Here is a 1574-nt window from a genome sequence, read left to right as displayed (position 1 = left end):
GAATAAAATGCTGGAAAATGCTATTATAGATATTAGAAATTTTGTTATTCAAATTATCTATTAGAAAACAGAAAAGGGGGATTTGTTTTGGAAGCAGTTTTGAACAACATATTTTCAACAATCGGCAGTTATCTGTCAAACTACGTATTGATCATTGCCCTTCTTGGTGGTGGTATCTGGTTTTCCGTAAAACTGGGATTCATCCAGGTAAGAGGCTTTGGCGAAGGTATGAGAAGAACTTTTGGAGGTCTTTTCAGTAAAAAGGACAAGGCGGGAGCAGACGGAATGTCTTCTTTCCAGGCACTTGCAACGGCGATTGCGGCTCAGGTTGGTACCGGTAATATCGCAGGAGCGGCAACAGCTCTTGCAATTGGAGGCCCGGGAGCAATCTTCTGGATGTGGATCGCAGCTTTTCTTGGAATGGCTACCATCTATGCCGAGGCAATTATGGCACAGAAGTATAAACAGGTGGGAGACGACGGTGTCGTTACGGGTGGTCCTGTATACTACATCCGAGCAGCATTTAAGGGCGGATTCGGAAAAGCGCTTGCAGCAATCTTTGCAGTTCTTATCGTATTGGCACTTGGATTCATGGGTAATGCTGTACAGTCCAACTCTATTGCAGCTGCATTCCATAAAGCATTCGGTATTCCACAGTGGGTAATGGGACTGGTTGTAGCGGTAATTGCTTTGTTTGTATTCCTTGGCGGTATGGAACGTATTGCAAAGATCACAGAGCTGATCGTGCCGGTTATGGCAGCGTTCTATATTCTTGGATCTCTGATTGTTATTATTTATAACTTTAAGGAAATTCCATATGCATTTTATTCTATCGTTGTTGGAGCATTTGCTCCGGCATCCATTGCGGGTGGTGCGGCTGGTGCTACAGTGAAACTTGCATTGACAAAAGGTGTTGCGCGTGGTCTGTTCTCCAATGAAGCAGGTATGGGTTCTACACCTCATGCACATGCGGTGGCAAAGGTTAAACATCCGGTAGAACAGGGATTTGTAGCTATGACGGGCGTATTTATTGATACGTTTGTAATCCTGAATCTTACGGCATTTGTAATTATTACTACACATTCCATTCCAACAGGACTGACCGGTGCAGAACTCAGTCAGTATGCATTCTCAACACTGTATGGAAAGGGTGGAGATATTTTCATTGCTGTATGTATGCTGTTCTTCGCATTCTCTACGATCATTGGATGGTACTTCTTCGGACAGGCGAACGTAAAATATCTGTTTGGAGCAAAAGCGGTAAAGATCTATTCTGTGATCGTTGCAGTCTGTGTATTTCTTGGATCGCTTGCCGAGGTTGAACTGGTATGGACGATGCAGGATACATTTAACTCATTGATGGTTATTCCGAACATTCTTGCTCTGTTTGCACTCAGCAGCGTGATCAAGAAGGTTCATGATGATTATTTCCAGAATTTTTCGAAAAAGAAATAATTAGTCAAATAGCAAGTGAATAGAAAAAGTAAATAGGCAAAATAGATAAAAACTATATGCGGTATTTATGCAATCTGCCTAAAATATTTTTAATTGTTTTTTGCTGTTGAAAATAATTT

The 1574-nt window shown here is 41.7% G+C and carries 1 protein-coding gene; it reads left to right on the top strand.

The window, feature by feature from the left end; all coding sequences use genetic code 11:
* Positions 1–87: 87 nt before the first annotated feature.
* Positions 88–1455, top strand: a complete 1368-nt coding sequence (locus tag JQM82_RS15555; RefSeq protein ID WP_328284230.1) for an alanine/glycine:cation symporter family protein — start codon at positions 88–90, stop codon at positions 1453–1455.
* Positions 1456–1574 lie beyond the last annotated feature (119 nt).

Source organism: Faecalicatena contorta (assembly GCF_021531995.1).
Lineage (GTDB): Bacteria > Bacillota > Clostridia > Lachnospirales > Lachnospiraceae > Dorea_A > Dorea_A contorta_A.
Note: the sequence above shows the minus strand (reverse complement) of the source record. Positions and strands in the feature narration are given on the sequence as shown.